At 63.7% G+C, this 24,945-nt stretch carries 25 protein-coding genes; 15 read left to right on the forward strand and 10 right to left on the reverse strand.

The annotated features are described in order from the left end of the window. The first annotated feature begins 65 nt into the window (after positions 1 to 65). The gene (locus NLM32_RS32975) at positions 66 to 422 is read left to right on the forward strand and encodes a hypothetical protein (protein ID WP_254132884.1); all 357 of its coding nucleotides are present in this window, start codon (positions 66 to 68) and stop codon (positions 420 to 422) included. A 46-nt stretch (positions 423 to 468) separates the two neighbouring features. On the opposite strand, the gene NLM32_RS32980 is transcribed toward NLM32_RS32975, so the two are convergent. Both NLM32_RS32980 and NLM32_RS32985 read right to left on the reverse strand, forming a co-directional pair. Beyond that, positions 469 to 1,032 (reverse strand): hypothetical protein, encoded by a 564-nt coding sequence (locus NLM32_RS32980; RefSeq protein ID WP_254132885.1) that lies wholly within the window; start codon positions 1,030 to 1,032, stop codon positions 469 to 471. A gap of 49 nt (positions 1,033 to 1,081) precedes the next feature. Next, positions 1,082 to 1,615: a GcrA family cell cycle regulator gene (locus NLM32_RS32985; protein ID WP_254132886.1), complete on the reverse strand. Its 534-nt coding sequence runs from the start codon at positions 1,613 to 1,615 to the stop codon at positions 1,082 to 1,084. A 162-nt stretch (positions 1,616 to 1,777) separates the two neighbouring features. On the opposite strand from NLM32_RS32985, the gene NLM32_RS32990 reads away from it, so the two are divergent. After that, entirely contained in the window at positions 1,778 to 2,386 is a 609-nt protein-coding gene (locus NLM32_RS32990; RefSeq protein ID WP_027531902.1) for a S24 family peptidase, read from the forward strand. A 101-nt stretch (positions 2,387 to 2,487) separates the two neighbouring features. Beyond that, positions 2,488 to 2,763 (forward strand): hypothetical protein, encoded by a 276-nt coding sequence (locus NLM32_RS32995; protein ID WP_254132887.1) that lies wholly within the window; start codon positions 2,488 to 2,490, stop codon positions 2,761 to 2,763. Between the two features lie 39 nt (positions 2,764 to 2,802). Here the strand turns inward: NLM32_RS32995 and NLM32_RS33000 are convergent, their stop codons facing one another. Further along, positions 2,803 to 3,777, reverse strand: a complete 975-nt coding sequence (locus tag NLM32_RS33000) for a quinone oxidoreductase (protein WP_254132888.1) — start codon at positions 3,775 to 3,777, stop codon at positions 2,803 to 2,805. Positions 3,778 to 4,001: 224 nt separating this feature from the next. On the opposite strand from NLM32_RS33000, the gene NLM32_RS33005 reads away from it, so the two are divergent. The 3 genes from NLM32_RS33005 (at position 4,002) to NLM32_RS33015 (ending at position 6,683) form a co-directional block, all read left to right on the forward strand. Beyond that, entirely contained in the window at positions 4,002 to 4,202 is a 201-nt protein-coding gene (locus NLM32_RS33005; RefSeq protein WP_057749711.1) for a hypothetical protein, read from the forward strand. A gap of 147 nt (positions 4,203 to 4,349) precedes the next feature. Then, positions 4,350 to 5,297: a MoxR family ATPase gene (locus NLM32_RS33010; protein WP_254132889.1), complete on the forward strand. Its 948-nt coding sequence runs from the start codon at positions 4,350 to 4,352 to the stop codon at positions 5,295 to 5,297. A gap of 6 nt (positions 5,298 to 5,303) precedes the next feature. Next, complete coding sequence (locus NLM32_RS33015) at positions 5,304 to 6,683, forward strand: VWA domain-containing protein (RefSeq protein WP_254132890.1); 1,380 nt, start codon at positions 5,304 to 5,306, stop codon at positions 6,681 to 6,683. 20 nt (positions 6,684 to 6,703) lie between these two features. Here the strand turns inward: NLM32_RS33015 and NLM32_RS33020 are convergent, their stop codons facing one another. Then, complete coding sequence (locus tag NLM32_RS33020; protein WP_254132891.1) at positions 6,704 to 6,889, reverse strand: hypothetical protein; 186 nt, start codon at positions 6,887 to 6,889, stop codon at positions 6,704 to 6,706. A gap of 351 nt (positions 6,890 to 7,240) precedes the next feature. Between NLM32_RS33020 and NLM32_RS33025 the strand changes: the two genes are divergently transcribed. Further along, complete coding sequence (locus NLM32_RS33025) at positions 7,241 to 7,462, forward strand: hypothetical protein (RefSeq protein WP_254132892.1); 222 nt, start codon at positions 7,241 to 7,243, stop codon at positions 7,460 to 7,462. Positions 7,463 to 7,471: 9 nt separating this feature from the next. On the opposite strand, the gene NLM32_RS33030 is transcribed toward NLM32_RS33025, so the two are convergent. Genes NLM32_RS33030 through NLM32_RS33040 form a run of 3 tightly spaced genes read right to left on the reverse strand, consistent with a single transcriptional unit; the run spans position 7,472 to position 11,420 of the window. Further along, entirely contained in the window at positions 7,472 to 8,863 is a 1,392-nt protein-coding gene (locus tag NLM32_RS33030; protein ID WP_254132893.1) for an NCS2 family permease, read from the reverse strand. Positions 8,864 to 8,877: 14 nt separating this feature from the next. Beyond that, positions 8,878 to 10,743, reverse strand: coding sequence for an adenine deaminase (locus NLM32_RS33035; protein ID WP_254132894.1), 1,866 nt, complete (start codon positions 10,741 to 10,743; stop codon positions 8,878 to 8,880). A gap of 8 nt (positions 10,744 to 10,751) precedes the next feature. Further along, positions 10,752 to 11,420 (reverse strand): TetR/AcrR family transcriptional regulator, encoded by a 669-nt coding sequence (locus NLM32_RS33040; RefSeq protein WP_254132895.1) that lies wholly within the window; start codon positions 11,418 to 11,420, stop codon positions 10,752 to 10,754. Positions 11,421 to 11,652: 232 nt separating this feature from the next. Here NLM32_RS33040 and NLM32_RS33045 point away from each other — a divergent pair, with 232 nt between their 5' ends. Then, entirely contained in the window at positions 11,653 to 12,666 is a 1,014-nt protein-coding gene (locus NLM32_RS33045; RefSeq protein ID WP_254132896.1) for a formamidase, read from the forward strand. 151 nt (positions 12,667 to 12,817) lie between these two features. Next, positions 12,818 to 14,137, forward strand: coding sequence for a dicarboxylate/amino acid:cation symporter (locus tag NLM32_RS33050; RefSeq protein ID WP_254132897.1), 1,320 nt, complete (start codon positions 12,818 to 12,820; stop codon positions 14,135 to 14,137). Positions 14,138 to 14,238: 101 nt separating this feature from the next. Here the strand turns inward: NLM32_RS33050 and NLM32_RS33055 are convergent, their stop codons facing one another. Both NLM32_RS33055 and NLM32_RS33060 read right to left on the reverse strand, forming a co-directional pair. Then, the gene (locus tag NLM32_RS33055) at positions 14,239 to 15,612 is read right to left on the reverse strand and encodes a hypothetical protein (RefSeq protein ID WP_254132898.1); all 1,374 of its coding nucleotides are present in this window, start codon (positions 15,610 to 15,612) and stop codon (positions 14,239 to 14,241) included. 97 nt (positions 15,613 to 15,709) lie between these two features. Then, positions 15,710 to 16,969, reverse strand: coding sequence for an allantoate amidohydrolase (locus tag NLM32_RS33060; protein ID WP_254135481.1), 1,260 nt, complete (start codon positions 16,967 to 16,969; stop codon positions 15,710 to 15,712). A gap of 402 nt (positions 16,970 to 17,371) precedes the next feature. Between NLM32_RS33060 and NLM32_RS33065 the strand changes: the two genes are divergently transcribed. Genes NLM32_RS33065 through NLM32_RS33090 form a run of 6 tightly spaced genes read left to right on the forward strand, consistent with a single transcriptional unit; the run spans position 17,372 to position 23,236 of the window. Then, positions 17,372 to 18,484 carry a BMP family ABC transporter substrate-binding protein gene (locus tag NLM32_RS33065; protein ID WP_254132899.1) on the forward strand — a complete coding sequence of 371 codons (1,113 nt, stop codon included), beginning with the start codon at positions 17,372 to 17,374 and terminating at the stop codon, positions 18,482 to 18,484. Next, positions 18,481 to 19,593, forward strand: coding sequence for an ABC transporter permease (locus NLM32_RS33070; RefSeq protein WP_254132900.1), 1,113 nt, complete (start codon positions 18,481 to 18,483; stop codon positions 19,591 to 19,593). Before NLM32_RS33065 ends, NLM32_RS33070 begins: the two co-directional genes overlap by 4 nt. Further along, positions 19,593 to 20,519: an ABC transporter permease gene (locus tag NLM32_RS33075; protein ID WP_007612833.1), complete on the forward strand. Its 927-nt coding sequence runs from the start codon at positions 19,593 to 19,595 to the stop codon at positions 20,517 to 20,519. The genes NLM32_RS33070 and NLM32_RS33075 overlap by 1 nt, the downstream gene beginning before the upstream one ends. Before the next feature lie 11 nt (positions 20,520 to 20,530). Further along, complete coding sequence (locus NLM32_RS33080) at positions 20,531 to 21,214, forward strand: cysteine hydrolase family protein (protein WP_254132901.1); 684 nt, start codon at positions 20,531 to 20,533, stop codon at positions 21,212 to 21,214. Next, positions 21,211 to 22,743: an ABC transporter ATP-binding protein gene (locus NLM32_RS33085; protein WP_254132902.1), complete on the forward strand. Its 1,533-nt coding sequence runs from the start codon at positions 21,211 to 21,213 to the stop codon at positions 22,741 to 22,743. Before NLM32_RS33080 ends, NLM32_RS33085 begins: the two co-directional genes overlap by 4 nt. A gap of 13 nt (positions 22,744 to 22,756) precedes the next feature. Beyond that, positions 22,757 to 23,236 (forward strand): nucleoside deaminase, encoded by a 480-nt coding sequence (locus tag NLM32_RS33090; RefSeq protein WP_254132903.1) that lies wholly within the window; start codon positions 22,757 to 22,759, stop codon positions 23,234 to 23,236. Between the two features lie 169 nt (positions 23,237 to 23,405). On the opposite strand, the gene NLM32_RS33095 is transcribed toward NLM32_RS33090, so the two are convergent. Further along, positions 23,406 to 24,512, reverse strand: a complete 1,107-nt coding sequence (locus NLM32_RS33095; RefSeq protein WP_254132904.1) for a hypothetical protein — start codon at positions 24,510 to 24,512, stop codon at positions 23,406 to 23,408. Between the last annotated feature and the right edge of the window lie 433 nt (positions 24,513 to 24,945).

Below are 24,945 nucleotides of genomic sequence, written 5' to 3' on the forward strand. Positions count from 1 at the left end.
ATCACGGGCGCCATGGCTGATGGACTGTCTGATTCGGGCGCGCGTCAGCACCAAAGGACGACGGCATGCTTTCTCGCTGCGATCTCATCAAGGGCGCCGCGGTTGCGCTTCTCACACTCTCGACACAGGGCGCATGGGCGCAGGAGACCAAGATGAACCTTTTCAAGATCGTCACCATCAAGGACGAGATCATCATCGGGCTGTCGCCCGAGGAGCTTCAGGCGCTCGGCGGCAATGACGCGAGCGCGATTGCGCATGCGTTGGCGCAAAAGGGCGACCTCACCGTCTGGCAGTACAACGTACATCGCGGACAGAACGGTGAGATGCAGCAGGCACCCACTGCCAAGATCGGCCTGCTGGCCAACGCCTCGCTCCGCGTCGAGCCTTACACCACGCCCTACCAGATCATGCCGCATCCGTAAGGAGAGACCGAAGAACGCCGGCGGCGCAAGCCGCCGGCGGCCACATTCAGCGGCGCCGCGCCGATGCATTGGTGGCAAAGCCGTAGACCAGCGCCAGCCGGTCGAGACATTCGCGAAAACGCCGCGCAAAATAGTCGTTCCAGCGCTGGGTGCGGACGGCGCGTCGCTGCCCGATCTGATCCATCGTCAAACCAAGCACCAGCACGTCATGCACCAGCGCGGCGCCGTCGGTGCCGAGCTCGCGCTCGACCTGGTTCAGCCGCAATACGGCCTGACGCTGGCTCTCGGTGATGGGCTCGCGGGAGCGCGCGCCGTCGACATATTCGCGGGTCGGGTCCATGGCCTGAGGGCCCCGCTCCGCCCGCTCCCAGTCGCTCTGGTAGGCGCGGCCACCCCGATATTGCGCCTCATCGATCTGGTGATGCGAGTGCAGCCGGCCGAGCGGATCGTTGCGGATCGACCGCACCGCCACGATCTTGTCGTCCTGATCGAGCGCCAGGGGATTGTCGACCTCAACCTCCGCCAATTCTGCATTGAACGGCAGGTCGCGCGACCGGCGGTCGTGAAGCCCGGTCAATTTGTAGGACATGTTGCGTCTGGCACGTGCCACTCGGAGACTCCTTGCGAATTAAGATCAGAAGGAATGCTGGCCGCACCGGTCAGGCGGTGGAGACCAGCCTCAGCACGACGACACCGGCGGTACGGCCGGACACTGCTCCGGGACCGCGGGTCAGGCGCGCATGCGGCGCGCAATAGCTCGAACCAGGCTGACGCCGGTGACCGCAGAAGCTGATCTCCTCTCCCTCCCCGTCACCACCATAGGGATAGCGGCAATCGCCTCGCTCGAGCTCGAGCAGTGTGATCAGTCGCGGCTGGACACCGACGCAGCGCAGTTTGACCGGATTGGCCGGTCTTAATGCTGAAGGCGGCGGCAGGTTCAGGCCGGGTATTGCAACACGAGGCGGCGAGAGCGGACCGGGCTCGCCCGGCAAGGACGGTACGATCGATGGGCTCGCCATCCGTTCGGGCTCGGCGAGCCCAAGCCGCTTGGCACGACCGATCACCGCATTGCGCGTGTAAGCTGTTCCAAACCTTGCGTTAATCTCCCTTCCGATCTCCGCATATGACAGTCCCTTGAAAAAATAGTCGCGAAGCGCGTCGGAATGCTCCGACGACCAGTGGCCCGGTTCCATGCTGCTGTCCTGTGATGCGCCCGATCGCACGATCCTGAGGCGGAACGCACATTCCGTTATTCCGAAGACAAAGTCAAGCGCGAATTCTGATATTCATAATTGCATCAATTCCGAATTTCGGATTACAAGAGGCGGAGCCAATCGGCAATCGAGGGAATCACCATGTTGGACGTTGCGATGATCGAGCGGGGCCTAGAGAAGACGGGCAAGAGCAAGGGCGGGCTGGCCGCGGCAATGGGCGTTCGCCCGGGCGCGGTGTCGGAGATCCTCGGTGGCGAACGCCTGGTGAAGGCCTCTGAAATCATTCCGATCATGGAATATCTTGAGCTGAATCTCGCGCCGATCATGGGGCGCGTCGGTGCCGGCGCCGTGATCGAGCCAGATGTCGAGCAGGTGCCGCCGGAGGGGCTCGGCGATATCGCGCTGCCGTTCCCGATCATGGAAGAGACCGTGGCCTTCGAGATCGTCGGCGATTCGATGCTGCCCAAATACGAAAGCGGCGACGTGATCGTGGTCTACAAGGACCAGCGTCATCCACTGTCGAGCTTCTACGGCGAAGAGGCCGTGGTCCGGCTCAAGACCGGTGAACGCTATTTGAAGACCATCGAACGCGGGAAATCTCCCTCCGTCGTCAACCTCAACAGCTTCAACGCCAAGCCGATCGTCGGCGTCAAGCTCGACTGGGTCGGAGAGATCTGCCTCTCGATGCCCAAGGGCCAGCTCGAACGGCTGCGCGCGAAGTCGGCCCGCCCCCGCAAGAAGGGGCGATAGGCGCGAATTTCCGATTTTTGGAAATTGACCTTGACTTAATTCCGTTTTTCGGAAATAATCTGCCGCACCCTCGCCGATTGGGGGTGCGGCAGGATCGCTTCATGCAGTATTTCGTCGTGATGATCGACTACGGGCGGCTCGGTCGCGAGGCGATCGTCGACCCCGAGATCACAAGACGCGAGGTCATCTCCCGCGTCACTTCCGGCGAATACCAGAACATCTCGTTCATCCACGAAATCGCAGAGAATTCGGTCGAGGACGTCACCGAGGCCATCCTGGCCGAGGCTGCCCTTCCCCAGATCCCGCCTGAAGATGTCGACCTCCAGGCCATCCGCCACGATCACGCCCGCGACCTGCGCAAGCACGAGAAAGCGTGACGCAGGCCCAGGCGGCTTGCGCCACGATTGCGTTGGAGATCACACCGTCAGAACGGTCGATCCCGTGGTCTTGCGCGCGGCGAGATCGGCGTGCGCCTTGGCAGCATCCTTCAACGGATAGGTCTGGCGCACCTCGATCTTGACCGCCCCGGACTTGACGACGTCGAACAGCTCGTTCGCCATCGCGACGAGATTCTCGCGCTTGGCGGCGTAAGTGAACAGCGTCGGGCGGGTGACGTAGAGCGAGCCCTTCTGCGCGAGCAGGCCGAGATTGAGCGGCTCGACCGCACCGGAGGAGGCACCGAACAGCGCGGCAACGCCGAGCGGCGCGAGGCAATCCAGCGACTTCAGGAACGTGTCCTTGCCGACGGAATCATAAACCACCGGCACCTTCTTGCCGCCGGTGATCTCGTCGACGCGCTTCACGAAATCCTCGCGCGTGTAGATGATGACGTGGTCACAGCCGTGCGCCTTGGCGAGTTTTGCCTTCTCGTCGCTGCTGACGGTGCCGATCACGGTCGCGCCGAGATGTTTTGCCCACTGGCTCAGGATCAGGCCGACACCGCCGGCCGCCGCATGCAGCATAATGGTGTCGCCAGCCTTCACGCGATAGGTCTGCCGGATCAGGTACTGCGTCGTCAGCCCCTTCAGCATCATTGCGGCCGCCGTCTTGTCGTCGACACCGTCAGGCAGCTTCAACAGCCGGTCGGCCGGGATCAGCCGCGCCTCGGAATAAGCGCCGAGCGGTGATGCACCATAGGCGACGCGATCGCCCGGCTTCAGATCGGTGACACCTGGCCCGACCTCCTCGACAACGCCCGCGGCCTCACTGCCGAGCCCGCTCGGCAATGGCGCCGGATACACACCCGAGCGGTTGTAGATGTCGACGAAGTTGAGACCAACGGCAGTGTGGCGGATGCGCGCCTCGCCCTGGCCGGGCTTGCCGACATTGACCTCCTCCCAAACCAGGACTTCCGGACCGCCGGTCTTGTGAAAGCGAATGGCATGCGTCATGGGCGTTGCTCCCTTATCGTTGCAGTGAAGGTCCGAGAACCGGATCGGCCTGTGAAATAGGCATTTGGTCCGCCCGTTACAGTACAGAGACGTAACAAGAATGTCACAGCGAACGACAAACGCTCGCTGTTCCGCCTCTGTTCGAAAGAGTTGATAACGGCATCGACGCAACCGGCAGTAGCCTTTGCGCGGGGTTTGGTGGTCGCCTGCGAAGGAGAGCCGAGATGCCAGCCTATGTACAGCATCATCAGGACATCGAAATCGCGCCTGTGATTTGCCCGACATGCATGGGGTTCCTGCCGATGTACGTGCGCGAGGTCGAGCCGCACTGGAGCCTCGCCAAGATCGACTTCGTCTACGAGTGCGCCGATTGCGGCGCTGAGGTCCGGCAGACCATCCGCAAGCCGGAACTGCTGCGGCACTGACCGCACCGTCGATCGCCCCTTAAGTATTTGCGCTGAACGGAAAAAGCGGCCGTCGGCGCGGATCAGGCCCATCCCAAACGAGGCTTGTTCTTTGCCGGGAACGCAGGCAGAACAAGCCTCAAGCAAGACCTTTGGGAGCGCCCTTTCGTGGCTGAACAGAAGGCCTCGACCTCGATCGAGGCAGTGGAGAGCGGCCTCGCCGCGCAAGGCTATATCGCGAGCCGGCAGATCGCGACCGCCGTCTATTTGTCGCAACAGATCGAAAAGCCGATCCTGGTCGAGGGCCCTGCGGGCGTCGGCAAGACCGAGCTCGCCAAGGCAATCGCCGCCTGGCGCGGCATGAAGATGATCCGCCTGCAGTGCTACGAGGGCCTCGACGAGGCCAAGGCGCTCTATGAGTGGAAATACGCCAAGCAGCTGCTCTACACGCAAATCCTCAAGGACAAGCTCGGCGAGGTCCTTGGCGGCGCGCAGACGCTGCACGCCGCGCTCGAACAGCTTCATGATTTTGGCGACGTGTTCTTCTCCAAGGAATTCGTCGAGCCGCGTCCCCTGCTCCAGGCACTGGAGCAACCGGGCGGCTGCGTGCTGCTGATCGATGAGATCGACAAGTCGGATGCCGAATTCGAATCGCTGCTGCTGGAAATCCTCTCGGACTTTCAGGTCACGATCCCCGAACTCGGCACCGTCTCGGCGATCACGCCGCCGACGGTGATCCTCACCTCCAACAGCGAGCGCGATCTCGGCGACGCCTTGAAGCGGCGCTGCCTGCACCTGCATATTGGCTTCCCCGAGCAGCGGCTGGAAGAGCGCATCGTCGAGAGCCGTGTCCCCGGCATCTCGCAGACGCTGCGCCGGCAGATGGTCGGCTTCATCCACGAAATCCGTTCGCTGGATTTGAAGAAGCTGCCCTCGGTGAGCGAGACGATCGACTGGGCCCGCGTGCTCGTGTTGCTGCAGGCCACCGAGCTCGACACCGAGATCGTCAAGGACACCCTCAACGTGCTCCTGAAATACGAGGCCGACATCGAGGCAGCTCACCCGCAGATCACGACCTTCATTGCCAAGGCGACCCGGTCCAACGTCTTCGGTTGACGCCCGATGCGCGAGAACCTTCATCGTTTCTTTCGAGCTGCGCGGGGGGCGGGCGTCCACGTCTCGCCCGCCGAAAGCATCGATGCGATGCGCGCCGTCGCGCAAGTCGGTCTCACCGACCGCGCCATCCTGCGCGACGCGCTGCTCCTGACGCTCGCCAAGTCGCAAGACGAGAAGCTCGCGCTCGGCGACTGCTTTGATCTGTTCTTCAGCCAGCCCGAGCCTCGACAGGATCAACCCGAGGCCGACGACAGCGACGATGCTTCGCAAGACCCGGATCAATCGCCGCCCGCAAGCTCGGCCAGCGACGCGGGCGAAGGACAGCCTCCGGAAGGATTGGGCCCGCTTGCACAGATGCTGATGTCGCAGGATCGCAATGCGATCTCAGCTGCGATCGCCAGCGCCGCAGGTGCAGCCTCGCTCTCCGACATCCGCTACTCGACCCAGCGCGGCATATTCTCCAGCCGTATCCTCGACGCCATGGGCCTTCAACGCCTGCGCGACGATCTCGACGAGCTGACCGCGACGAACCCGGCGCTCGCCGAACGCCTGCGCGCCGCGCTCGATGGCCTGCGCGAGGCGGTGCGTGATACCGTCTCGCAAGGGCTTGCGCTCTATGCCCGCGAAGAGGCCGAAAATCTCCGCAACGAGATCCTGCGCAACGCGCCGCTGGCTCGCATCGAGCGGCGCCAGGTCGCTGAGATGCGGGCGCTCATCCGCCAGATTGCGCGCCGCCTGCGTGAGCGCTACTCCAAGCCGCGTAAGCGCCAGCGCCGTGGCCATCTCGATGTCCGCCGCACGCTGCGCCGTAACGCCGCCTGGGGCGGCGTGCCATTCCTGACCGCGTGGAAACGCAAGCACCGCGATCGGCCAAAGATCGTGGCGATCTGCGACGTCTCGGGCTCGGTCGCACAGGTCTCGGACTTCTTTCTGCTCCTGATCCACTCGCTGCACGAAGTCGTGGACGACGTCCACTCCTTCGCATTCTCGTCACATCTGATCGAGGTCAGCGAAATCCTGGAGAAGAAGTCGCCCGAAGAAGCGATGGCGGAGATCATGTCGAAGGTCGGCTTCGGCTCGTCGGACTACGGCTCTTCGCTGGTCGACTTCGAGCACGACTTCATGAGCACGCTGACGCCGCAGACCACGGTGATCGTGCTCGGCGATGCCCGCAGCAACAACCTCGACCCGCGTGCCGACATCCTGCGCCGCATCTCCGAACGCTCGAAACGACTGGTCTGGCTCAACCCCGAAGGACGGCTCGCCTGGGGCTTTGGCGATTCCGAGATGCCGCGCTATGCGACCTTTTGCAGCGTGGTGCGGCAATGCGCCACCGCGCAGCAGCTCGAGCGCGCAGTCTCGGATATCGTTGCGACCTACCAGTAAGTCCTCAGTTCAGGCCGACGTCAGCTTCGCGCAAGCTCGACGTGGTGAACGGCATTGCACTCGCGAAAGTGATGGGCAATTTCGTCGAGTGCGCGCTGTTCCCATTCCTGCGCTTGCGTCAGCCAGAAAACCCGACGCTCAAAATCGAGCGCGGCGCGCTCACGGCACAGGGATTCCTGACTGCGAATTTCCACCAGCCTGTTCATGCACTCACACTCCTTGTCGTGTGAAGCCATTCCCTAGGACTCAGCGTAGCAGAGTCACGAACCCAGCGCCTCACCATTTCTGTGCATAACGCGACGCAGAATGAGACAGCAACGCTTCCCGTGCACTGCGGCCGTCGCAGCGCAACATCAAATGAAGATCATCAATTAGTGATAAGCGACGGGACGATAATCGTGTCCGAGCGATCTTAACTATTGTGGCGCAACAGACTGCGGCAATTCGTGAAGAGAAGTTCTAAACAGCGCACCGAATTCCCGACTCATTGTCGTCGCATGGTTTTCATGCAGCGCCGCTAACAGGGGCGCACGAACGTGACTATCGCTTGAGGCAACATGAACGACGATTTCGAACTCGATCTTTCGCCGGATCAATGGGCAGCCCTGCGCACACTTCGTAACCCCGTAGCGAACAATCGCCTCGCGAAGGCCTATCTCCTCGACAGCCTCGTCAAGCTTGGTCTCGTTGTCATTGATGACGGCGTGCCCGCCATGACCCCCATCGGACGCAAGGTGCTGGTGCGCGGATCGTGCCGGCTGCTGGACCTCGCGGCCTGACGACCCGCGTCAGAAGATCTGTGCGATCACGATCGCGTATGCGACGAACACGACCCCGAGCCCCCACACCATCGCCGGAATCTGCGACCGGCGACCGACCGCCACTTCGAGAGCGATGTAGCTCAGCGTCCCCAGCGCCATTCCGTTGATGAGGTTATTGGTCAGCACGGTGATCAGCAGCGTCAGCACGATCGGAACCGCGTTGGCCAGATCGGTCATGTCGATGCGGGCAAGTCCCTGCATCATGAGCACGCCGACGAGCACCAGCGCGGGCGCGGTCGCTTGCGCCGGGATGATGACGAAGATCGGCCAGAAGAACAACGCAAGGAAGAAGAATCCCGCGACGGTCAACGAGGTCAGGCCCGTGCGACCGCCGGCCTGCACGCCGGTGATGGATTCGATATAGGCCGTGACGACGGAGGTCCCGAGCAGCGGCCCGACGATTGAAGCCGTCGCATCCGTCGCGAATGCGGCGGTGGCATTCGGGATCGAGCCGTCCGGCTTGCGCAAATTGGCGGCCCCTGTCACGCCGATCAGCGTGCCGAGCGTCGAGAAGAATTCGGCGCACAGGAAATAGAACAGCAGCGGCAGCGCGACGACGAAATGGCTGAAGAGATAGCCGATGTCGAGCGCCATGAAGGTGCTGGTCGGCCAGCGCGGCCATGCCATGATGGCCGATGGCACTGACGTCACCATCTTGCCGTTGGCGCCTGGAACGAAGAAGCCGATCAGCGTGAGCACCGCAATCGACAGAATCAGCGCAGCCGGCACTCGGCGCACCACCAGCACCGGCGTGAGCAGGAGACCGAACAGCGTCAGCAGCACCGGCGGGCTGCGCAGGGAGCCCATGGCGATGTAAGTCGACGGATTCTGGACCACGAATCCGGCGCCCCGCAGCGCAATGAAGACGATGAGGGTACCGACCGCCGCCTGGATGCCGATCTTCAGCGCTTCCGGCACGTCCTTGGCGACTTTCTCGCGCAGCTTCGACAGGCTGAGAATCAGGAACAGCATGCCGGTGAAGGCGACCATGGCGAGTGCGCCCTGCCAGGGCATTCCCATCTGCTTGACGATGACATAGGTGAAGATGACGTTCGAGCCCATCGCGGGCGCCACCGCAAGCGGCAGATTAGCCCACAGCCCCATCATCACCGAGCCGACGATCGCGGCGAGCGCCGTGGCGCTGACGAGATCGGCACGGTCCATCCCGGCGTTGGACATGATCGCGGGATTCACCGCGATGATATAGGCCATCGCCGCGAACGTCGTCGCGCCGGCCATCACCTCGCGGCCGACGCTGGTGCCACGCTCGGTGAGGCCAAAAGCACGATCAAGCAGCCCCAAGGCTGCGGGTGGTACTGGCTCCGCGGGAGCGGCTTGCGGCTTCGTCATGTCGTCCATCCCCAGTCCTCCCCCTACCACACCACCGGATGCGCTTCGCCGGTCTGCACGTTGATGAATCCAAGCGGCGCCTGCTCGCACGGTGCCACCAGCACCCAACTCCAGGGCGCGCAGGTCAGCGTCGCAAACATGAGCCTCTCCGGAAATCCCGGATACCAGCGCGGCCGGAACGTCGGCTCGTACATCCAGTCGACCTTGCGACCTTCCGCATAAAGCGCCTGCATCTCGGCATCGAGCGCATGCGCCGACCGACAACTCATCAGCCCGCCGACCTCGAAACGCACGGTGGCAACGAGCTCGCCCTCGCGCACCAGCGCCCAACCGCCCTGAAGCTCGATCAGCGCGTTGACCGCCTTTGCCATCGCCGCGTCGGACGAGCCGACCACCCAGATGTTGTGCTTGTCGTGCGCCACCGAGCAGGCAACAGCCGTCTCCGGCGTGCGCGGACCGCAGCCGCGCCAAAACATCTTTGCGACGCGCCCATCGCCGGAAAAGCGATCGACGATGGCGAATTTGGTGATGGCCTCGCTCTCGTCGCGCTGCACGGCACCGTCACGCACCGGCAGCTCGAGGGTGTAGAATTCGGGATGCCAATGGAAGGGACGGATCACCGCCGCCTTCATCGTGGTGCGGCCAGGCTCGGCCGGCAGTTCGAAGTCTTCAGGCTTGATCGAGCGCTTGATGTTGACCGTCTTGGTGGCCCAATCCGGCCACTGGATTTCGGGCACCTGACCAAGATAGCGCTTGCCCTCGGAGACCCGCGCGCCATCGGCCCACACTTCGGCGATCGTAAGCTTGGTGACGTCCGAGAGCAGCACGACATCGCCGAAACGTCCTGGAGCCAGGCTCCCGACGAACGGCGTGATGCGCATATGCCGCGCCGGGTTGATGGTGAGACACTGGATCGCGATTTCGGGCGCAAGACCCGCCTCGATCGCGACCCGCGCATTGTGATCGCTGGCGCCGAGCTCGAGCGTGTGGCTGGCGCTGCGGTCATCCGTCGTGAATGCGATCTGCGACCAGTCCTGCAGGCCCTTCGCAAGCAGCCATTTCACGATCTCATCCATCGCGTAGACGCGCAGCTCGACGAACAGGCCGCGGGTGAGCTTGTCCCAGGTCTCCTCCGGCGTCTGCACTTCGTGATCGGAGGCGAGCCCCGCCGCGGCAAAGGCATTGATGGAAGGCAGATCCCGTAAGCCCGACGCATGGCCCTCGACGACGCCGCGCGCCGCGAACGTCGCCTCGATCATGCCCCAGAGCCGCTTGTAGGAGGGATTGTCGGGATTCCACACCGCCGGCCAGTCCATGACCTCGTCGAGACCGGTGACCATCAGGCTTTCGGCCATGAAGCCCGCCTGCTCATCGCGGCCATACCAGCCGCCGCCCCATTCGTAGGCCGTGGGTGGCACCGCCGAGCCCGGCTGCGGGAAGATTTTGAGCGGCGAGCCGCGGCGGCGCGCCTCGAACCAGAACTCGAGATTGCGGGCGCCGTTGACGTTGGAGAACTCGTGGCTCGCCTCGCAGGTCCAGGTATTGCCGTGCGGCAGCACCAGCGCCGCCTCCCATTCCGGCGTCAGATGCGAGCTTTCGATGTGCTTGTGCACCTCGCCGAAGCCGGGGACCGCCGCAAGATCCGGCCGATGCACGCGCTCGCGGACCTCGCCGGGGTAGCTACCGGCCGGCCCGACCCAGGCAATGCGCCGGCCCTTGAAGACGATCTCCTGATCCTCGCTCCAGGTCCGGCTGTGCACGTCGAGCAACCTGCCGACCCGCAAGGAGCGATCGGCCGGGCGACGGCCGAGCGCCGTCAGCACCAGATCCTGGCGGATGCGAACTTCGTCGGGTGCGTTGATCAGGAGATCATCGGGGATCGCATTCATGGCCTGTCTCACTCCACACCGGTGTTTTCGCGCGCCGGGCTTCGCTTACGCAGCGATTTGCCGGCCTTGCCGTTGCGCGCCGCCGCTGCATCGCGCTGACGGACATCGTTCAAAAGGGTCTTGAGCGCCCACTCGACCGTGTCGGCGATCTCGGCACTGGACATGCCGAAGTCCTCGCGCATTGCATTCCAGGCCAGCACGTTGTTGAGGTAGGAGGCGAGCGCCTCCGCCTGTCGGACCTCCTTTGCGGGGAGATGCCGCACCAGCGGCGCCATCGCCTTGCGATGCTGGTCAATCAGATGCCGTCGGAAACCGGCGCGCACCCGGCGGCCCGCCCGCGTCATCGCAATGGCGCGCGCCAGATGCGGGTGACGGTCGAACCGCTTGCACAGCTTGCGGAAAATATCCGGCAGCTCGTCGGGCGAGCTGAAGGGAATGTAGCTGAAGACGTTGTCCTCGATCCACTCGCCGGCCGCCGCAAACAGCTCAGCGCGGGTCTTGAAGTGGCGATAGATGGTTCGTTCGGCCACCTTTGCCCGCTTGGCGACCGCGGCCATGGAGATGTCGTCGGCCGCCTCATCCTCCAGCGTCTCGACGAAGGCCGCGACGATGCGCTGTCGCGTCATCTCGGCATATTCGTCGCGAAGGCTGGCGATATGTCGCTTTGCTGTACTCATGTCATAAGTCTGACATCAGCCGGATTGGAGGGTCAAGCCGAGACTTGAGGCACGCCGCGCCGCGACAATGGGCGCCTGCACGCTCCGGGGCTGGCGACCCAGGCGAGCACGGCTATCGCCTGCCGCCTGAAAAATGGACTTTTGCGCGTCGCCAAAATCGGATTTGCTCGCCCAAGAACTGCGCGCAACGGCGTCGCGCGGACGGCAAGGGAGCCGACGGAAGGAGCTGATCATGAACGGGCTTGGCGGGCTGAACAAATCGCCTGAGGGTGTGGTCATCGGGCTGGTGCAATTGCAGTTGCCAACCGTCGTGACCAAGGCAGATCTCGCCAGGCAGACCGAGCGTATCGTCTGGATGGTCGGCAAGGCCCGCCGCAACCTTTCCACCATGGATCTGGTGGTGTTCCCCGAATACTCGCTGCACGGCCTCTCGATGGACACCAATCCCGAGATCATGTGCCGGCTCGATGGGCCGGAGGTCGCGGCATTCAAGAAGGCCTGCATCGACAACAAGATCTGGGGCTGCTTCTCCATCATGGAGTTCAACCCGCACGGCAATCCCTACAATTCCGGCCTGATCATCGATGACCACGGCGAGATCAAGCTCTATTACCGCAAGCTTCATCCCTGGATTCCGGTCGAGCCGTGGGAGCCCGGCGATATCGGCATTCCCGTGATCGAAGGCCCGAACGGCGCCAAGATCGCACTCATCATCTGTCACGACGGCATGTTCCCGGAGATGGCGCGGGAATGCGCCTACAAGGGCGCGGAGATCATGATCCGCACCGCCGGCTACACCGCGCCGATCCGCAATTCCTGGCGCTTCACCAACCAGGCCAATTCGTTCCAGAACCTCATGGTCACCGCCAATGTCTGCATGTGCGGTTCGGATGGCTCGTTCGATTCCATGGGCGAAGGCATGATCGTCAATTTCGACGGCAGCGTGCTGGCGCACGGCACCACCGGCCGTGCCGACGAGATCATCACTGCCGAGGTGCGCCCCGACCTCGTACGCGAAGCCCGCATCAACTGGGGTGTCGAAAACAACATCTACCAGCTCTGGCACCGTGGCTATGTCGCGGTGAAGGGGGGCGCCATGGACTGCCCCTACACCTTCATGCAGGACATGGTCGCGGGCACCTACCGGCTGCCTTGGGAAGACCAGGTCAAGGTCACCGACGGCACCTCCTGCGGCTTCGCGGCACCGACACGGATGTTCGGCAAGACCGCGAAGGCCGCGGAGTGAAAGCCTCAGACCCCGGACACGGCGCAGCAATCGGCGCCGTATCGGGGATACCAGGCCGGAAAACCAGACGCTTTCCTGGATAATCCGCGACAATCTGGCACGTTAGTTGCTCCTTTTCGGGATCAAACGTCGCCACAACGGGGGATTTATCATGTCGACCATTGCCGCGGCCCCGGCCGCAGAGCGCAAGCCACTTTACGCCTCGCTGTTCGTCCAGGTGCTGGCGGCGCTGATCCTGGGCATCATCCTCGGCGTGGTCACCCCGGACTTCGCCATCAGCCTCAAGATCCTCAGCGACGCCTTCCTGAAGCTGATCTCGATGATCGTGGCGCCGATCGTGTTCTGCGTCGTCGTGCACGGCATTGCCGGCGCCGGCGATCTCAAGAAAGTCGGCCGCGTCGGCGTCAAGGCGCTATTGTATTTCGAAGCGATGACGACGGTGGCGCTCGTGGTTGGCCTTATCCTGGCCTACGTCTTCGGCCCCGGCCACGGCATGAATATCGATCCTTCGACGCTCGATGCCAAGGCGCTCAGCACCTATGCCGATAACGCCCACAAGCTGCAGGGCGCGGGCATCGGCTCCTTCCTGATGAACGTGATCCCGACCACTTCGTTCGACGCGTTGTCGCGCAACGACGTGCTCCAGGTGCTGTTCTTCGCCGTGCTGTTCGGCGTCGGCCTCGCGCTGGTCGGCGGCGAGAAGGGCGCGCTCGTGACCTCGATGATCGACGCGGCCTCGACGGTGCTGTTCCGCGTGATGGGGCTCATCGTTCGCGTTGCCCCACTTGGCGTGCTCGGTGCGGTCGCCTACACCGTCGGTAAATATGGCGTCGGCTCGCTGAAGCAGCTCGTCTCGCTGGTCATGTTGTTCTACGTCTCGGTCGGCATCTTCGTGCTGGGCGTACTCGGTGGCGTCATGGCACTCGCCGGCATCAACATCCTCAAATTCCTCGCCTACCTGCGCGAAGAGCTGATGATCGTGCTCGCGACCGCCTCCTCGGATGCCGTACTGCCGCAGATCATGAAGAAGCTGGAGCGGATGGGCGTGAAGGATTCCGTGGTCGGTCTCGTCATTCCGACCGGCTATTCCTTCAACCTCGACGCCTTCTCGATCTACCTGACGCTTGCCGTCGTCTTCATCGCGCAGGCCACGAACACGCCGCTGTCCTTTGGCGATCTCCTGCTGGTCTTGGGTGTCTCCCTGATCACGTCAAAGGGCGCGCACGGCGTACCGGGCTCGGCGATCGTGATCCTGGCGGCGACGCTGAATGCGGTGCCGAGCATTCCCGCGATCGGCCTCGTGCTGGTGCTCTCGGTCGACTGGTTCATCGGCATGGCCCGCGCGGTCGGGAACCTCATCGGCAATTGCGTGGCGACGGTCGTCGTGGCCGCCTGGGAAGGTGACCTCGACCGCGCCAAGGCGGCCAAGGTTCTCGAGGGTGGCGAGCTCGTGGATGTGACGGCGGGCTAGAGCATGATCCGGAAAAGTGCGCAGCGGTTTTCCGAAAAGATCACGCTCAAACAATAACCCAGGCGCGATGACGATTCGTCTCATCGCGCTTTGTCCGCAGGTCAGTCATTCCACTGGAGGAGCGGCGTTCCATGCGCCCTCCTCCAGACCGACAGGAAGCGCGGAAACCAGGAATGGGCGACCGCGCCCTTGTAGGCCCAGGTGCGATATTTCAAACCCTGCTCGGAGATCAGCTCCTGATAGCCACCGTGGACTTCGGTCGCGGTGCGAATGTCCTTCAATATCCCTTGCGCGCAGGCGCGGTAGGCCTCGCTGCCTGAGGCCTCGTCGAAGTCCAGCATGCGATCCGCGAACTCGACGTTGAACGTCGGCCAGGACGAGCGCCCCTGATAGGCCGGCGCCGCGATCTTGTGAATCATCTTGTTGCGCGGATTATCCGCCGACACCAGGAAGTGGAACGTGCTGGGAATGCGGAAGCGCGGTTCGGCAATGATCAAATCCGTCGTGGCCGAAAACAAGGCGCGCTCGCTCGCATCGCTCATGTCCCAGAAGCCGCGATGCACGCCGACGAAATCCAGCGCGACCAGGGACACCGGCGTGCCCGCCGGTCCATCCAGCGAATGCCTGATATAGCCGTCCTTGCCGAACAGGCGGAGCAGGTCCCGCTTATACTGCCTGAGGTCGCGCCCGAGCAGGCGCTTCAGCTCGTTCTCGTCGACCACACCGAGCTGCACGCCCCACACGAAGGTCGTGTAGACGCAGGCATTGGTGACAAAACGCCGGCGCTCGGCGCGCGTGTCCGTTGCCGCAGAGCGAGGCCCGCTGGCGTCGCACAGCAAATATCGGACGCCGTCAACGTCGAACGGCTCGAGCTCGCCCGCGAGCTTCAGGATCGCGCGCTTCAGATCGCCGCCGTATTCGGCCAGCAACAGCCGACCGGCATGCGCGCATTGCGACATCGCCAGATAGGACGACGCCCGCTCCTCGGCGGAGAGCATCTGCTGGAGACCGGCGAGAATGCCGAACAGCGTATCCGAAGGACGCGAGAAATAGTTCACGCCGAGATACCGGCCGCGTCCCGCTGGAACGATGGTCGTCGTGACGACGTCGGCGCGGACCGCCTCCAGCAACAGGCGCACGCTCTTTTCGAGCAGCCGCGCCCGGCGCACCGCGTCCTGCGCATCCATGATGGTCTCGGGGTCGAGAACGTCGGGATAGAACCAGGCGAAGTCGCGCGGGTAGTAGGCGGAGGCGTGCGGCGCGCCCGTGACGAGGAACGCTTCGGTCACCGAAAAGGCGCTGTCCATCGAGTGCCGGTAAAGGTCCTCGATCGCCGACAAGGAATGATGCGACTGTCTCAGGAAACGATCACCGAGAAAATTGACCGCCTGAAGCGCATTGGCGACAAAGGTCGCGGCCATGCCCTGGTAAAACCGGTTCTCTCGATGGGCTGGAAAGGAAATATCGCTGTTCATTCGCTTACGTCGGCTGATGTCTGGTGATCCCGCGGCTGGGCAGTCGCTATTTTAGCCCTGTCTGATTCGTATCTCTACCCGGTGACTTGCGGGGGCCTTAGCCCTCCCGCGGCCTGAAATTCTCGATCACCCGCAGCAGCACCCGCGCGCCGGCGTCGACGTCCGCGAGCTCGACATGCTCGTCCGGATGATGGCTGATGCCGCCGCGGCAGCGGACGAAGATCATGCCGACATCGGCAATATCGATCATCGCCATGCCGTCGTGCCCTGCTCCGCTCGGCAGTTCGAAGGCGGAAAAACCTTCGGCGGCGATGGCATTCGCGATCTGATCCTTCAGCCAGGGCGCACACGGTGCGGTGCGGTTCTCGTGGGTGACGTCGAGCTGAAGCGCCAGTTGCCGGCGCTTGGCGATGGCCTCGATCTGCCTGACGACGTCGGCGACCGCGCGCTTGCGATGCATATCGGTCGGCGCGCGCATGTCGATGGTGAACGATACGTCGCCCGGAATGACATTGGTCGCGCCGGGCCTCGCCTGGATATAGCCGACGGTGCCGACCAGGCCGGCCTCGTCGGTCCGGCAAAACTGCTCGATCGCGCCAATGCATTCGGCCGCGCCACTGAGGGCGTCACGGCGCAGTGCCATGGGCACGGTGCCGGCGTGGCCTGCCATTCCGGTGAGCCGAGCCGCCAGCCGCGTGGCGCCCGCAATCGCAGTGACGACACCGACGGGGAGATTCTGTGCTTCGAGCACCGGCCCCTGCTCGATGTGCAATTCGACATAGGCCAGCAGCTCGCGCCGGGCGCGCGCGGCCGCACCGATATGGTCGGGGTCGAGGCCAAATTTGACGAGTGCTTGGCGGATCGACACGCCGTCGCAGTCGCGCGTGTTCAAGACGCTCTCGTCGAAAGTGCCTGCGACTGCGCGGCTGCCGAGCAGCGTCGAGGCGAAGCGCACGCCCTCCTCGTCGGCAAAGCCGACCACCTCGATCGCAAACGGCAGGCGCTCGCAACGGCGGTTGAGCTCGGCGACGCAGGCAATCGCCGTGATCACACCAAGTGGTCCGTCCCATTTGCCGGCGTCACGCACCGTGTCGTAATGCGAGCCGAGCATCAGACAGGGTGCTCCCGGCCGCTCGCCTTCGTAGCGGCCGCAGACATTGCCGATCGCATCGAGATGGGCGCTCATGCCGGCCTCGCGCATCCAGCCGAGGATGAGGTCCGAAGCCGCGCGCAGTTCCTCGGTGAGATAGATGCGGGTGAGCTTGCCGTCTTCTTCCGAGATCGCCGCGAGCTCGTTGATCCGACGCACGATCTCCTCGCCGAGCGATGCATTTTGAACGGCGGTCACGGCAGCCATCTCGATCAAGCTTTCATCCTGAAGACCGCGCGGGCGGTCGCAACCCTAACCGATACAAGTTCGGTGCCAGCAAATTCAGGCAGCCGGCGCACTCCAAGCCAGCGCGTGGTTAGCATGAATGCGGGTGATCGGCCGACCGTCCCAGTCCCATCATGCGCACGTGAGAGCCGGTTTAGGCTGCTTAACTACCTTGCATACAATTAGAAGATACTGCCTATAATTTAAGCTGATGATTTCCTGATCAGGGTTTCAACAACGAATAAAACCTATATTCTTCAATGCGTTATAAATGAATGCCCGCTCCGCAGCCTCTGGCACGAAGCTTGCGACATCCTATCCCGGGCTCCGCCAGACCGGCGCAGCCGCGAGATTGAGGCGGTTCATCCGCCAAGGGAGCAACCAATGGATTTTGGCAGGATTTCACGACGGCATTTGTTGCAGGGCGGTGCCGCCCTCACCCTCGGCGCAGCGGCCGGCGCCCGTCCGGCCTTCGCGGCCGACACGACCATCGGCTTCATCTATGTCGGCTCGCGCGATGACTACGGCTACAACCAGGCGCACGCGCAAGGCGCCGCGGCGCTGAAGAAGATTCCCGGCCTCAAGGTGGTCGAGGAAGAGAAGGTGCCGGAGACCGACGCTGTCGAGAAGACGATCGAGTCCATGATCAACCTCGACGGCGCCACGCTGATCTTCCCAACCTCGTTCGGCTACTACAATCCGCACATGATCAAGATGGCTGCCAAGTACCCGAAGCTGCGCTTCGAGCACTGCGGTGGCCTGTGGAGCGACAAGGACCCGAAGAACGCCGGCAGCTATTTCGGCTATATCGACGAAGCCCAGTACATCTCCGGCATCGTCGCGGGCCTGACGTCGAAGAGCGGCAAGCTCGGCTTCGTCGCAGCCAAGCCGATTCCCCAGGTGCTGCGCAACATCAACGCCTTTGCGCTCGGCGCCAAGTCCGTCAATCCGAAGGCCACCACGCAGGTGATCTTCACCGGGGACTGGTCGATGCCGGTCAAGGAGGCCGAAGCCACCAACAGCCTGATCGACCAGGGTGTGGACGTGCTGACCTGCCACGTCGACGGCCCCAAGACCATGGTCGAGAACGCCGCGCGGCGCGGCGCCTTCGTCTGCGGCTATCACACCAACCAGTCGGCGCTGGCGCCCAAGGCCTATCTCACTGGCGCCGAGTGGAACTGGGAAGCGCTCTATCCGAAGTTCGTCAAGATGATCGCCGCCGGCGAAGGCATCCCGAATTTCTACCGCGGCGGCCTGAAGGAAGAGATCGTGAAGGTCTCGGCCTATGGCGAGGCCGTCTCGGCCGAAGCGCGCAAGGCGGCAGACGAAGCCAAGGCCAAATTCCTGTCCGCGGACGGGTTTGCCATCTTCAAGGGCGGCCTGGTCGACAACAAGGGCAAGACGGTGATCGCGGCCGGCACCGATCGCGGCCAGAAGGATCCCGAACTCGAGAAGATGGACTATCTCGTCGAGGGCGTGATCGGAGCGACTTCGTGACAGCGGAAGCAGCGGATTCCGCCGAGGCGGTCGGGGCAGTTGCCCCGGCCGCCAAGCCGGGGTTTCTCCAACGCCACGGCGGCACGATCGAATATGTCCTGATCCCGGGCGCGGCGCTCGCCGGCGCGCTCGTGGTGTTCGGCATCTTCGTCATGCTGTTCGGCAAGAACCCGCTCGACCTCTATTTCTACATGTATTACGGCGCCTTCGGCACCTGGTTCTCCTGGCAGAATACGCTGACGCGTGCAGCGCCCCTCATCCTCACCGCGCTCTGTACGGCGCTGCCGGCGCAACTCGGCATGGTCATCATCGGCGGCGAAGGTGCATTGCTGATCGGCGCGCTGTCGGCGACGAGCGCCGCGCTGTTGCTTCAGGGCATGCCCCCGCTCGTCGTGCAGATTGCCATGGTCATAGCCGGCGTCATCGGCGGCGGGTTGTGGATCATGCTGGCCGGCGCGCTTCGGCAATATCGCGGCGTCAACGAGACGATCTCGAGCCTGCTGCTCGTCTACATCGCGCTCGCCATCCTCAATCACCTCGTCGAAGGCATGATGCGGGATCCCGCCAGCCTCAACAAGCCGTCGACGCGCGAGATCGGCGCCGCCAACATGATCGGCACGATCCCCGGCACCGACGTGCATTGGGGCCTCGTCTTCGGCCTGATCGCCGCGGTCGCCGCCTACATCCTGATCTATCACACCGTGTTCGGCTTCGCCGCGCGCGTTGCCGGTGGCAACATCCGCGCCGCGAAGATCGTCGGCCTCGGCGTCAGCAGGCTGATTCTGACCATCTGCTTCCTCGCCGGCGGCGCCGCTGGTCTTGCCGGCATGGTCGAGGTTGCCGCCGTGCAAGGCCGCACCAACGCCAATCTCGCGGCAGGCTATGGCTTCACCGGCATTCTGGTTGCCTTCCTCGCCCGACAAAATCCGCTTGCGATCATTCCTGTCGCGATCCTGCTCGGCGGCATCAGCGCCAGCGGCGGTCTGTTGCAGCGCCGCCTCGGACTGCCGGACGCGTCCGTGCTGGTGCTCCAGGGCATCATCTTCGTCTTCGTGCTCGCCAGCGATGCGCTCTACGGCCGCATCGGTTTCCTGAAAGGCAAGTCCTGATGGCAGACGGATCGATCGGACTCTGGACCGTCCCGCTCGCCGTGCTCGGTGGCGCCATCCGCGTGTCGACACCCTTCCTGTTCGTGAGCCTGGGTGAGTGCATCACAGAGCGCTCGGGGCGCATCAATCTTGGCCTTGAAGGCACGCTGGTGATGGGCGCGATGAGCGCCTACGGCATCTCCTATCTCACGGGCTCGCCGTGGTTAGGGGTGCTCGCCGCCGGCATCACCGGCGCGCTTCTCGGTGCGCTACATGCCGGCATCTGTTCGTTGCCTCGCGTCAACGACGTTGCGGTCGGCATCGCCCTGATGCTGTTCGGCACCGGCCTCGCCTTCTATCTCGGCAAGCCGCTGATCGAGCCCACCGCGCCGCGGCTGCCCGCGATTGATTTCGGCTGGTGGAGCGACATCCCGCAGGTGCGCGCCGCACTGCGCGTCAACGTCCTGTTCCTGATCGGCGTCGCGCTGGCACCGATCCTCTATTGGGCCTTCCGCACCACGCGGTGGGGCCTTCTCATCCGCACCGCCGGCGAGAGTTCGGATGCTGCGCGCGCGATGGGCCATTCCGTGCTGCTGATCCGCCTGCGGGCCACCATGGTCGGCGGCTTCCTCGCCGGCATCGGCGGCTCGTTCCTGTCGCTGTTCTATCCCGGGAGCTGGAACGAAGGCCTCTCCTCCGGCCAGGGCATCACCGCCGTGGCGCTCGTGATCTTCGCGCGCTGGGATCCCCTGCTCTGCCTATGGGCCTCGCTCGCCTTCGGCGGCGCGGCGGCGCTCGGACCCGCGCTGCAATCGGTCGGGGTCACCTCCGGCTATCACCTCTTCAACGCCGCGCCCTACATCCTGACGCTGGCGATCATGATCATCACCTGCTCGCCGAAACGCACGTTGACCGGAGCCCCGGCCGAATTGTCGATCACCCGCTAGAGAGCCCAATCATGCCCGAGCGCTATCTCAAGTCCGAGCCCTACGCCTGGCCCTACAATGGCGATCTCCGCCCGCAGAACACCGCGCTCATCATCATCGACATGCAGACCGATTTCTGCGGCGTCGGCGGCTATGTCGACAAGATGGGCTATGATCTCTCGCTGACACGCGCGCCGATCGAGCCGATCAAGAGGCTGCTCACAGCGATGCGCGCCCAAGGCTTTCACATCATTCATACCCGCGAGGGCCACCGCCCCGATCTCTCGGATCTTCCCGCCAACAAACGCTGGCGCTCGCGCCAGATCGGCGCCGGCATCGGCGATCCCGGCCCGTGCGGCCGCATCCTGGTGCGCGGCGAGCCCGGCTGGGACATTATCGAGGAGCTCGCGCCGCTGCCCGGCGAGCCCATCATCGACAAGCCCGGCAAGGGCTCGTTCTGCGCCACCGATCTGGAGCTGATCCTGCGCGTGCGTGGCATCGAGAACATCGTTCTCACCGGCATCACAACCGATGTCTGTGTCCACACCACCATGCGCGAGGCCAACGACCGTGGCTTCGAATGCGTGCTGCTGCACGATTGCTGCGGCGCGACCGACAAGAGCAACCACGATCACGCGCTGAAGATGATCAAGATGCAGGGCGGCGTGTTCGGCGCCGTCTCGACGTCGGATGCCTTCATCGGAGCGATTTCGTGATCATCGGCGAGCCGCCTCCGCCGTCAGGTGCGTTTGGCGTCGACGCCATCGCCATGACCATGCGCTTCGGCGACTTCCTGGCGCTGGATAATGTCGAGCTGAAAGTGCGACCGGGCTCGTTCCACGCGCTGCTCGGCGAGAACGGCGCCGGCAAATCGACGCTCGTCAAATGCATCATGGGCTATTACCACGCGACCGAAGGCGACATCCTCGTCGGCGGCCGCGAGCAGGCGATCGCCAATCCGAAGGATGCTCACGCGCTCGGCCTCGGCATGGTCTATCAGCATTTTACTCTGGTCCCGGCCATGACGGTCGCCGAAAACCTCGTGCTGGCGCGCGATGACGTGCCGGCCGTGGTGAACTGGCCGAAGGAGATGAAGGAACTCGAAACGTTCCTCGCGCGGATGCCCTTCAAGGTGCCTCTCTCTGCAAAAGTCTCCGACATCTCGGCCGGCGAGCGGCAGAAATGCGAGATCCTGAAGCAGCTCTATCTGAAGCGTCGCTTCCTGATCCTGGATGAGCCGACCTCGGTGCTGACGCCGGCGGAAGCCGACGAGGTGCTCGGCATGCTCCGCGACATGGTCGTCAAGGGCGAGCTGACCATTTTGATGATCACGCACAAATTCCGCGAGGTCATGGCCTTCGCCGACGAGGTCACGATCCTGCGCCGCGGCAAGCTTGCCGGCGCCGGCAAGGTTTCCGAGCTGACACCGGATGCGATGGCGCGCACCATGATCGGCGCCGAGGAGCTGACCGTGCAACCACCGCGAACCGGCGAAGCGGGACAGGCGCGGCTGGAGCTGGCAAAGGTTCGCGCGCTCGACGATGCCGGGGCCGTCGCCGTGCATGACGTCTCCCTGACCGTTCGCGCCGGCGAAATCGTCGGCATCGCCGGCGTCTCCGGCAATGGCCAGCGCCAGCTGGTCGAAGTCCTGGCCGGCCAGCGCGAAGCGGAGGGCGGCGAAATCCGCGTCGCAGGCGATCCCTATCATGCCAGCCGCGAGGAGATGCGGCGCCACAAGATGTCGCTTCTGCCCGAGGAGCCGCTGAAGAACGCCTGCGTCGGCGGTATGAGCGTCGCCGACAACATCGCCTTCCGCGAGTTCGACCGGGCGCCCTTCGCGAGCGGCGGCTGGTGGCTCAATCGCGGCGCCTTCCGCGACGATGCGAAGAAGAAGATCGGCCAGTACAAGATCAAGACCCGCACCCCGGATACCCCGATCTCGGCGCTCTCGGGCGGCAACGTGCAGCGCGCCGTGCTCGCCCGCGAACTCGGCAGCGAGGTAGAGGTGCTGATCGCGGCCAATCCCTGCTTCGGCCTCGACTTCGCGGCCGTGGCGCAGATCCACGCCGAGATCATGGCTGCGCGCAACCGCGGCGCCGCGGTGCTGCTGGTCAGCGAGGATCTCGACGAATTGCTCGAACTGTCCGACCGGCTCGTGGTGATGTTCCACGGCGAATTCGTATATGAAGCACGGACCAGCGAAGCCGATCTCACCGAGGTCGGCCGGCACATGGCGGGGCACTAACCGCGGAGGCGCAATGAACGGCGAGCGCGACGAGCACTTCCTTCGCCAGTCCTTCGCGGTCGCCCGCCGCTCCCTCACGCACGGCAATCATCCCTTCGGCTGCATTGTCGTCGATGCCGACGGCAAGGTGCTGATCGAGACCGAGAACGGCTACATGCCGGATCACGACGGCACCGCGCATGCGGAGCGTCTGGCCGCCACGGAAGCATGCCGCACGCTCGGCCGCGAGGTGCTGGCGACGGCCACGCTCTATTCCTCCGCCGAACCCTGTGCGATGTGCGCCGGCGCGATCTACTGGGCCGGGATCGGCCGCGTGGTCTACGGGCTCAGCGAGCACCGCCTGCGCGGCGTCACCGGCAATCATCCGGAGAACCCGACGCTCGACCTGCCCTGTCGCGAGGTGTTCGCGAGCGGCCAGCGGCCGACCGAGGTCGTGGGACCGCTACTCGAAGACGAAGCCGAAGCCCTGCACGACGGCGTGTGGACGAAGTAGGTATCCAGCAATCAGTATCGTAGGGTGGGCAAAGGCGCCCTTGCGCCGTGCCCACCATCTAGAAGTCGTGGGCACGCTTCGCTTTGCCCACCCTACGGCAGCTCTGCTCCTGGCAAACACGAATGGCGCCACGCATCCCTGCGCGGCGCCATCCGGAGATCGTCGCCCGTCAGAACTTCACAGTGATACCACCGTAAACCGTGGACTCGGTGCAGCTCTTGGTGCTCTGGCCGGTTGCGGCGACCGTGCAGACGCCGGGCATCGCATTGTGGTCGAGGCCGAACTTGTTCTGCCAGTAGCGATAGGCGACCCAGAGATCAACGAAGTGCGAGTACTTGTCACCCCAAGCCGCCTTCGAGGCGTCGAAGGTCAGACGGATCGGTTCGCTGTTGAGCTCGGTCTTGGACGCGGTCGAGAACCGGCCGATGCCCGAGAGCGCAGGAAGTCCGTTGGAGTCGCCCTTCGGGCCGTACCAGCCGGCGCGGCCGCTGATCGACCAGAACTGCATGTTCGGCGGCAGGAAACCCAGATCCATGTAGTAGTTGACTTCGACGGCCCAGGTCGGGTTGTAGCTGACATTGCCGTCGGAGTTACAGGTCACGCCGGGCGTACCCGCGCCGAACAGACCGCACTGCGTGAAGGAGTTGTGGTTCGAGAACTCCCAATACATCAACGGAGCGACGTTGATATAGCCCTTGTAGGGAAGGTCGAAAGCGAACTGGAGACCGGCGACGACGTCACGCTTGGCGGGCGCGAGGAAGGTGTTCTCGCTGTTGGCGTCCATACCCACTTCGAACGAGATGTTGTGCAGCGGACCCATGGTGAAGGTCTTGGTGTTGAACAGCTCGTTCCAGCCGAGGGTCGAGCGGAACAGGCCGTAGATCTCGGTGGCACCAGCGCAATTGCTGGCGGTGCCGTTGATGTTCACGCCGGGTGCGGTACAGGGCGAGGCCGGATCGTTTTGACCCGACTTGAACATCGAGATCGTAAAGAAGTTGGTGCCGTAGGCCCAGAGATCGAAATGGGTGAAGGAGTAGACCTGCTTGGCGGTGGTGCCGTTGATGCTGCCGTCGGGGCGAACGCTCCACATGCCGGGATCGGTGCCCTTGGGCATCCAGGAGAACGACACGCGGTTATCGATCACCAGGAAGAACGGGAGGTCAGCCGCCTTCTTCGGCGCCTTGACCTGCATATCCGCCGCGTGAGCCAAGCCACCGATGGCCAGCGTAGCAAGTGACAGCGCCGTTGCTGCAATTGCCTTGAAACGAAACGACATCGTGAATACCCCCAAGTTTGGACACGTAAAAATGAATGTCCCTTGGGGGCGACACTTGCTCCGAAGTCCTGAGGTGAGAAGCCTCAACTTTTTTCAAGGCATGCCGCTTGTTTCGGCAGCGCACCGCGTTTCACTGTGGAATTTTGCAGAGTTAGATGCTGCACCGTCGGCGGCCGTCGACAAAGCCGTGCCGAACATTCCCGTCTGATTCTGTTTGGTTTTTGCGTCGACGCGACAACCCGAGCGCGACTGTCGAAGACGCCTATCGTGGTCACGGCGGAATGCATACGAGCGCTGGCGCGACTTTGCTCAACTTCACGTCAAGCCTGCATAGCGGGTTCCGATTTGGCTTGTACCGTCACAAATTTGCAACAGCCGCCTCGTGCGGCGCGCGACCGCAAGAGCCGTACGAGGGGCCGTCGGTGACGTCCGA

The organism is Bradyrhizobium sp. CCGUVB14 (assembly GCF_024199935.1).
Taxonomy (GTDB): domain Bacteria; phylum Pseudomonadota; class Alphaproteobacteria; order Rhizobiales; family Xanthobacteraceae; genus Bradyrhizobium.

Coding starts and splice junctions, on each gene's coding strand:
- NLM32_RS33080 (WP_254132901.1), top strand. CDS start 20,531: ATGCCCGAGCGCTATCTCAAGTCCGAGCCCTACGCCTGGCCCTACAAT.
- NLM32_RS33060 (WP_254135481.1), bottom strand. CDS start 16,969: ATGGCTGCCGTGACCGCCGTTCAAAATGCATCGCTCGGCGAGGAGATC.
- NLM32_RS33090 (WP_254132903.1), top strand. CDS start 22,757: ATGAACGGCGAGCGCGACGAGCACTTCCTTCGCCAGTCCTTCGCGGTC.
- NLM32_RS33025 (WP_254132892.1), top strand. CDS start 7,241: ATGAACGACGATTTCGAACTCGATCTTTCGCCGGATCAATGGGCAGCC.
- NLM32_RS33020 (WP_254132891.1), bottom strand. CDS start 6,889: ATGAACAGGCTGGTGGAAATTCGCAGTCAGGAATCCCTGTGCCGTGAG.
- NLM32_RS33065 (WP_254132899.1), top strand. CDS start 17,372: ATGGATTTTGGCAGGATTTCACGACGGCATTTGTTGCAGGGCGGTGCC.
- NLM32_RS33015 (WP_254132890.1), top strand. CDS start 5,304: ATGCGCGAGAACCTTCATCGTTTCTTTCGAGCTGCGCGGGGGGCGGGC.
- NLM32_RS33035 (WP_254132894.1), bottom strand. CDS start 10,743: ATGAATGCGATCCCCGATGATCTCCTGATCAACGCACCCGACGAAGTT.
- NLM32_RS32995 (WP_254132887.1), top strand. CDS start 2,488: ATGCAGTATTTCGTCGTGATGATCGACTACGGGCGGCTCGGTCGCGAG.
- NLM32_RS32975 (WP_254132884.1), top strand. CDS start 66: ATGCTTTCTCGCTGCGATCTCATCAAGGGCGCCGCGGTTGCGCTTCTC.
- NLM32_RS33075 (WP_007612833.1), top strand. CDS start 19,593: ATGGCAGACGGATCGATCGGACTCTGGACCGTCCCGCTCGCCGTGCTC.
- NLM32_RS33050 (WP_254132897.1), top strand. CDS start 12,818: ATGTCGACCATTGCCGCGGCCCCGGCCGCAGAGCGCAAGCCACTTTAC.
- NLM32_RS33055 (WP_254132898.1), bottom strand. CDS start 15,612: ATGAACAGCGATATTTCCTTTCCAGCCCATCGAGAGAACCGGTTTTAC.
- NLM32_RS33005 (WP_057749711.1), top strand. CDS start 4,002: ATGCCAGCCTATGTACAGCATCATCAGGACATCGAAATCGCGCCTGTG.
- NLM32_RS33000 (WP_254132888.1), bottom strand. CDS start 3,777: ATGACGCATGCCATTCGCTTTCACAAGACCGGCGGTCCGGAAGTCCTG.
- NLM32_RS32985 (WP_254132886.1), bottom strand. CDS start 1,615: ATGGAACCGGGCCACTGGTCGTCGGAGCATTCCGACGCGCTTCGCGAC.
- NLM32_RS33030 (WP_254132893.1), bottom strand. CDS start 8,863: ATGGACGACATGACGAAGCCGCAAGCCGCTCCCGCGGAGCCAGTACCA.
- NLM32_RS33045 (WP_254132896.1), top strand. CDS start 11,653: ATGAACGGGCTTGGCGGGCTGAACAAATCGCCTGAGGGTGTGGTCATC.
- NLM32_RS33095 (WP_254132904.1), bottom strand. CDS start 24,512: ATGTCGTTTCGTTTCAAGGCAATTGCAGCAACGGCGCTGTCACTTGCT.
- NLM32_RS33040 (WP_254132895.1), bottom strand. CDS start 11,420: ATGAGTACAGCAAAGCGACATATCGCCAGCCTTCGCGACGAATATGCC.
- NLM32_RS32990 (WP_027531902.1), top strand. CDS start 1,778: ATGTTGGACGTTGCGATGATCGAGCGGGGCCTAGAGAAGACGGGCAAG.